Annotated in this window: 4 protein-coding genes; 2 read left to right on the top strand and 2 right to left on the bottom strand. The window is 43.6% G+C overall.

All coding sequences use genetic code 11. The features are described from left to right. Positions 1-2: 2 nt before the first annotated feature. Positions 3-218: a MoaD/ThiS family protein gene (locus tag ACLFWI_RS23355; RefSeq protein ID WP_446414916.1), complete on the top strand. Its 216-nt coding sequence runs from the start codon at positions 3-5 to the stop codon at positions 216-218. A 47-nt stretch (positions 219-265) separates the two neighbouring features. On the opposite strand, the gene rbsK is transcribed toward ACLFWI_RS23355, so the two are convergent. Then, complete coding sequence (gene rbsK, locus ACLFWI_RS23350; protein ID WP_446414915.1) at positions 266-1,189, bottom strand: ribokinase; 924 nt, start codon at positions 1,187-1,189, stop codon at positions 266-268. A gap of 251 nt (positions 1,190-1,440) precedes the next feature. On the opposite strand from rbsK, the gene iscB reads away from it, so the two are divergent. Continuing rightward, entirely contained in the window at positions 1,441-2,742 is a 1,302-nt protein-coding gene (gene iscB / locus ACLFWI_RS23345; protein WP_446391520.1) for an RNA-guided endonuclease IscB, read from the top strand. A gap of 163 nt (positions 2,743-2,905) precedes the next feature. Here iscB and ACLFWI_RS23340 read toward each other — a convergent pair whose 3' ends face one another. Then, complete coding sequence (locus ACLFWI_RS23340; protein WP_446414914.1) at positions 2,906-7,153, bottom strand: WD40 repeat domain-containing protein; 4,248 nt, start codon at positions 7,151-7,153, stop codon at positions 2,906-2,908. Between the last annotated feature and the right edge of the window lie 19 nt (positions 7,154-7,172).

The raw sequence follows: 7,172 nt of genomic DNA, 5'->3' as shown, positions 1-7,172 counted from the left end.
TGATTGAATGCAGCGCTGGCAATGTCGCTGAACTTTTGGACTCTCTCGAAATTAGTTGTCCTGGGATTAAAGAACGCCTGTGTGATGATCAAGGAAAGCCGCGCCGCTTTTTAAACTTCTACGTCAATAGCGAAGATATTCGCTTTCTCGATGGCACCAATACCCCACTCAGCGATGGCGATGAAGTTAGTATTGTCCCTGCTGTCGCGGGCGGTTAATCTCAACGAGAAACAACGCTACGAATTTGGTGTAGAGACGTAGCATGCTACGTCTCTACATGCGTAAGAAACCGTTCTAATTCTTCGCGACTCGGTAGCGAAGGCTGCGCCCCGGCTTGAGTCACCGAAATTGCCCCGGCTGCTGCGCCCCAAACAACGGCTTGTTGTATCGATAATCCCTCCGCCAACGCCACCGCTAATGCGCCATTAAACGCATCACCCGCCGCTGTAGTATCAACCACCTGAACCGGAAAGGCTGGCACAAAAAAGTTTTCAGATGGGGTGCTACAGTAAACACCTTGATTCCCCAGTGTCAGAATTACAGTCTTCACACCTCGTTGCTGAAGGATAGGCGCGGCTTTCTGGGCTGTTTCCAGACTATCCACAGCAAAACCCACCAACTGACTCGCTTCTATATGATTGGGAGTGATAATATCAACCAGGCTGTACAGTTCCAGAGGAATATCCTGGGCTGGTGCCGGATCAAGAATGACCGGAACCCCTGCATCATGGGCAGTTCTAGCCGCTTCAACCACGGTAATCAGAGGAATTTCTAACTGCATCAGTAAGGCGGCGGCTTCTCTTAAGAGGGGTTGGAGGCGTTCCACATCGGTTTGATTGAGTTGTCCATTGGCACCTGCGGTAATCACAATCTGATTTTCGCCTGTTTCATCTACCAAAATTACGGCTACACCAGAACTCGCTGAAGTATCCCGCAAAATTTGATCCGTCTGCACTCCTGCGGCTTGTAAACTTGCCAGCAATTGAGGTGCAAACCCATCATCTCCCAAGCGCCCAACCAAGTGAGTCATCATTCCCAGTCTGGCGGCGGCGACAGCCTGATTTGCCCCTTTCCCCCCAGAAGCGGTAAAAAATTCCGATCCGTTCACCGTTTCACCCGCGACAGGTAAGCGGGGAGTTTTGGTGACTAAATCGATATTGATGCTACCGAAAACCAGGATAGAGTTCATGGCACAAGATAAGAGTGCAATTTCAGAGTAGCGCTATCCGCTCAACACAGGACAACTGTGGACAAGATAGCCAGACTGAGGCTTGAAAGCCTACGTTAAAGAGGTCAAGACACCTACGAATGCTTTCCAGTTTGTAGCCCTGTCGTCAAGGATTAAACAGGTTTATTGAGCTAAACCAGTGTCTTTGACCGAACAAGCCTCTTTAACTTTGTCGAGGAACACGTTACCGGAGCAATCCGAGATTGAAACTTATGTTTGTGTTTGTACTGGACAAAAATAAAAAACCGCTCGCTCCTACTCACCCAGCACGCGCAAGAAAGTTGCTTCGTACTGGCAGAGCGTCAGTGCTTCGTCGCTTTCCATTCACCATCATTTTGCATGACACACAAGTGAAGGACTCTCAAGTCTCAGAATACAGATTAAAAATTGACCCAGGAGCGAAAGTCACAGGGATTGCCGTCCTCAAAAGCAATGTGGTGGTATGGGCAGCCGAATTAACTCATAGGGGCTTCGCCATCCGAGATGCGCTTACCACCCGCCGTCAAGTGAGACGATCACGACGCAATCGCAAAACTAGATATCGTGAAGCACGGTTTAATAACCGTCGTCGTCCCAAAGGATGGTTGCCACCATCTCTAAACAGTCGAGTTCAAAATATATTGACTTGGGTAAGGCGATTATCAGGAGTCTGTCCGATCATGGGCATTAGCCAGGAGCTAGTCAGGTTCGATTTGCAAAAGATGCAGAACTCAGAAATATCTGGCGTCGAGTATCAACAGGGCGAGCTGGCTGGCTACGAGGTTCGTGAGTATCTCCTCGAAAAGTTTAATCGGTGTTGTGTCTACTGCGGTGCAACCGACACTCGACTAGAAGTCGAACACGTCAAACCACGCTCGCTTGGCGGTAGTAACCGTGTGAGCAACCTAGCCATCGCCTGCAATCCGTGCAACCAAGCTAAAGGCAATCAAGACATTCGAGAATTCTTGGCAGGCAAACCAAGTGTTCTCAATCGGATTCTTGCTCAACTTAAGAAGCCATTAGTTGATGCTGCTGCTGTTAATGCGACCCGATGGACTTTGTTTGAGCGACTCAAAGCCACGGGGCTACCCGTGGAAACTGGGACGGGTGGACAAACCAAGTTTAATCGCATTCGTCTGGGATTAGAAAAAACTCACTGGGGAGATGCGGTAGCTGTTGGCAGTTCAACACCCCACCGGGTCATAGTCAAAGTCGTCAAACCTTTGATAATCAAGGCTACAGGTTACGGGCATCGACGGATGTGCAATATCACCAAGTTTGGTTTCCCTCAAGTGAATAACAAGGGTGAGCTAGCTGTTCGTTCTAGGGTGAAAAAGGTTTACGGCTTCCAGACTGGGGATATGGTAAAGGCTGCTGTCCCCAAAGGGAAAAACGCAGGTACTCATGTTGGTCGAGTCACAGTTAGAAAAACCGGGCAGTTTGATATTTCCACATCTATCCAGAAGCTTCAAATCATTAACCACAAATACTGCACACCAATCCATCGGCATGATGGCTATAGTTATGCCACATAATCCACTTTTTTCCATTGATTTAATGACTAGAGGCGCACCGATCGCACTGTCTTTGATCACTGCTGTTGGAGGATCTCAGGTTAAGCTATTTCTTTCAAGGAGTTAGGTAAATGTAGGGGCGCAAGGCTTGCGCCCTTACCAAAGTATCGCATCGAACCAAAATTTACTCGTGAGTGCCAATATCATCACAGAGAGTGCGATCGCGTTCTTTCACCTTGGGATTATGCTTGAGATAATTCCGCGCCCAATTACATCCCCGTTCTAGCAATTTATCCAAATCAGAATCCCACACGGCAATGTTGTTATAACCGCCAGCCGCAATCAGTTGACCATCAGGACTAAAACTCACGTCATGACTGCCTATCCGCTCAAAGGTTGTCAGTAATCTACCATCTAAACTCCAGAGTTTTACGTTTTTTGTACTCGCTGAAGCAATCAGTTTACCATCGGGTCTAAAGTTGACACTGGTTACTGGATAGTCATGAGGGAATGAGAGAGTTGTTTGGTCATTCAGACTCCAGAGTTTGACGGTTTTGTCACCACTCGCAGAAGCAATAAACTGTCCATCAGGACTAAACGTTACCCGATTGACGCTATTGCCATGTTCATCGAAGGTTTTAATTAATGTACCATCAAGTTGCCAAACTTTGACGGTTTTATCATCGCTGGCTGAGGCAATCAGTTTACCGTCGGGACTGAAACTCACATCATTAACATGATCGGTATGTTCCTTAAGCGTTCTAATTAATTTGCCTTCCCGGTTCCAGATTTTAACAGTTTTGTCATCGCTAGCAGCCGCAATCAGTTTACCGTCGGGACTATAACTGACGCGGTTCACCTGATTTCTTGGTTCTTGAAGAGTTTTCAGCAATGTGCCGTCAGTTTCCCAGATCTTCACTGTGTCATCAATGCCTGTAATGGCAAGGGTTTCGCTGTTTGGCAGAAAGCTTAGAGCAGTAATCGCATCTCCCTGTCCCTGAATAGTCTGCTTCAATTTACCTTCAACACTCCAAAGTTGCACAGTGTTGTCATCACTGCGAATGGCAAAGGTCTGGCTATTGGGACTGAAAGTCATGGGTATGGGTTCAGATTTATCTTCGTTAGCGAATCGAACAATCTTAAATGGGATACTTTTTATAAAAGTACCATCGGTCTTCCAGAGTTCCACAGTGTTTGGGTTAGTTCGCAGGGCTATAATTTTACTGTCTGGACTGAAACGATACAAAAGCTTGCGACTGTATAAGTCTGGGTACAGTAACTCACCCTGAACTTTAATAGTAGCAATTTGATTTCCATCACGCTGCCAAAGTTGTAATGTCTTATCATCTTTTACAGTAAACCATATTCGGTAATCCTGACTGTAGCCTTGTGTTGCTTTGTCAAAAGTATTGAGTAAAGTACCGTCTAGCTCCCAGAATTGTTTACTGTTGATATATTTAGTAACTATTGTCCTGCCATCAGAGCTAAAACCTTCAATCGAGCCATCGACTTTAAATGTGGCAATTTCAGTGCCGTCGATTTCCCAAATTGTCAATGTGTTAGTGTCATCATATAGAAGGATATCTAAAATAGCCAGAGTCTGACCATCAGGGCTGAACTTAACATCAAGTTTACCATATCCTTTAATTGTCTTAATAACTGTTCCATCTCTTTGCAAAAATTTTACAGTGTTATTGCCATCATGAATAACAAATGTCTCACCATTTGGGCTTAAACTGATGTCCTCAATTTTATCTGTGTAACCTTTCAATGTTTTAATGAGCTTGCCATTCCGCTGCCAAATTTTAACTGTGTTATCTTTACTTGCTGTGGCAATGATATTTCCATCATAACTGAGATCAAGCAAGTATATCTGCTCTTCATGACCCTTGAAAAAAATTTTTGATTGACCATCTTTAGTTGACAGTTGTGTATGATTGTTATTTGTTAGCGCTATTTCATTAGTACCCAAACTAATTGTTTCATCAATATTAATCCCTTTCAGGGTAAATATTTCAATATTTTCGCTCCAGATTTGTACAACCTTATTGCTACTGGCAGCGGCAAAAATTGGGCGGATGGGGCTAAAAATTAATGTTGCGTTTTTTCCTGTAAAGCTTTTTAATAGCTTTCCATCTAAACTCCATAATTCTAGTTCAGTATTTTCGAGATTAGGTTCGATTGCGCCCAACGAATATTGGTAATCAAGTATAGTATTAGATGCGAATAGATTATGACTTAAACTGAAATTTATATGAGTTGCCGTACTACTTAATTCAATATGTCTGGGAGTTTCAAAACTAGATTTTTCTAAATTCCATAATTTGATTGTGTCATCTTCACTTCCAGAAACTATTGTTTTTGCATCGGGACTTAAATCAATACTCATGACTTGATTTTTATGACCTTTTAGCGACCTAAATCTTGCTTTGTTTTCATTCAAAAAAGGCAATAATTTTACCTGTTGATAGCCTGAAGGAGTTGGCCAAGATGACGCAAGCATTTGATTATCAAAATTCAATATTGCTTGGAAACTGAAAAAAGGATAAAATTTTATCAAAGAACCATCTTGCCGCCATAACAATAGGGCTCCATTTAAGTAAGATATAATATTTTTACTATCTGGACTAAAAAATACTTGTTTAACAGAATAACCATGATTTAAGGTTTTGATTAATTCACCATCCTGACTCCATATCTTTACCGTTTCGTCATCACTAGCAGAGGCAATTAGCTGACCATTTGAACTGAAACTGACGCTATTGACTCTTTTGTCATGCTTCAACGTGGCAATTTCTTGACCACCACGCTTCCAGAGTTTTACAGTTTTGTCTTCACTCCCCGATACAATTAGCTGACTATTGGGGCTAAAGCTTACACTGGTAACAGGTTTATTGTGTCCTTCAAACGTAGCAACCGCTTGACGTTCTTTACCCTCAATACGCCATAGTTTAAGGGTGTTATCTTCACTTCCAGAAACAATCCATTTCCCGTCTGGGCTAAAGTCAATACTGGTAATCGTATCCTCATGTCCTTTAAATGTGGCAACTTCCCTACCATCCACCGTCCAAATCTTAATAGTTGTATCCTCACTACCCGATGCAATTAACTGACCATCCGCACTAAAAGAAACACAAGTCACCGTACCGCCATGTCCGTGAAAACTATTCATTTCTCGGATACTGTAAACCACATCCTGTAAAGCCGCTTTCACTTTAATTTCAGTCTCAGAATTGACGCCAATTGACCAACGTTGCAGCCGTTTTCCAGCCTTTAACGTTTCAACTAACGCCTCTAAATCTTGGTTTGAGCTAAGTTGCCTTTTCGCTTCAGTAATCCGAGAATTGAGATAGCTATCATTCTGATTCAATAACACGAATGGCAAGAATATTGCTAACGCCCCACTAAGAACGCCGAGTCCCACCTTCCACACTAATGAACGGCGAGTGTCTTCGAGTTGTTGTCTCAGAACTTGGTTCAGCTTCGCTTCCGTCAGCTTCCGTTGTTCTCTCTCTTTCTCTAATTCCTTAATTAATCGCTCAGATTGTTGATGACGGACAAATAACACGAGATAATCGTGAACCAGTTGATAGCGATCATCAGGGATAGCCGGAACTCTCAAGACTATTCCTGATTCGACTAACACCTCTAAAACTAAATCTAGCGTTGTACTCTTTACCTCTAACTCCAATTCCAAATCCGCACGAGTTTTTAGGGGACGAGTGTTATTCTCATCAGTTAGTAAGTACAAGACAAGTTTGGCAACCTGCTCATTTCCTGATCCACAATCTTGAACAACATCAGCTAAAAACGCCTCAACCAATTCCTCCTTAGACTGATATTTTCGGTACTCTTTCAGCGTGGTAATCTTCTCCGTTTCCAGTTGATAGCCAACAATCTGCAACTCAATCGGACGCACCTCTCCCAAATCCTTGGCTAAATCCTGCACCAATTGGTCAACTAAATCTTGCTCAAAAGGTACAGGCGATCGCGCGGTTAAACTCTGGATGACAGATTTGGCGTCTGCTGCTGAAAAATTCCCTAAGTAATAGAGAATATGCTCGTGATTTTTGTCAATATTAGTTAACGGGTTTGTGCGGTTTAACTCTAATAGGTAATAAATATAGTCTTCCCGCAGAGATAAAATAACTTTCACATAGGGAATCTTTACACATTCGTGCAAAAACTCATAAAACTCTCGTCGGCTGGCTGGATCTTTGTGATCAAAGAAAAATTCCTCAAATTGGTCAAAAATTAGTACGGTTAATAATTGGCTGTGTTCATTTTGATGCAATTGGTTGAGAATTGTTGATCGGGTTGACCTAACCCCCCCAGCCCCCCTTTTAGATCCCCCTCCCGTCCCCCTTGTCGATCCCCCTTCCGTCCCCCTTAAAAAGGGGGAGACCAGAGGATGCTTCGCTTTTTGTTCCATGGGGGAAGCCAGAGGATGC

The organism is Coleofasciculus sp. (genome assembly GCF_046539235.1).
In the GTDB taxonomy this organism is placed as follows: domain Bacteria; phylum Cyanobacteriota; class Cyanobacteriia; order Cyanobacteriales; family Coleofasciculaceae; genus Coleofasciculus.
This window is presented reverse-complemented; position numbering and strand designations above follow the sequence as displayed.

Excerpts from the sequence above, each read along its gene's own strand:
- iscB (WP_446391520.1), top strand. The coding sequence starts at position 1,441 with ATGTTTGTGTTTGTACTGGACAAAAATAAAAAACCGCTCGCTCCTACT.
- rbsK (WP_446414915.1), bottom strand. The coding sequence starts at position 1,189 with ATGAACTCTATCCTGGTTTTCGGTAGCATCAATATCGATTTAGTCACC.
- ACLFWI_RS23340 (WP_446414914.1), bottom strand. The coding sequence starts at position 7,153 with ATGGAACAAAAAGCGAAGCATCCTCTGGTCTCCCCCTTTTTAAGGGGG.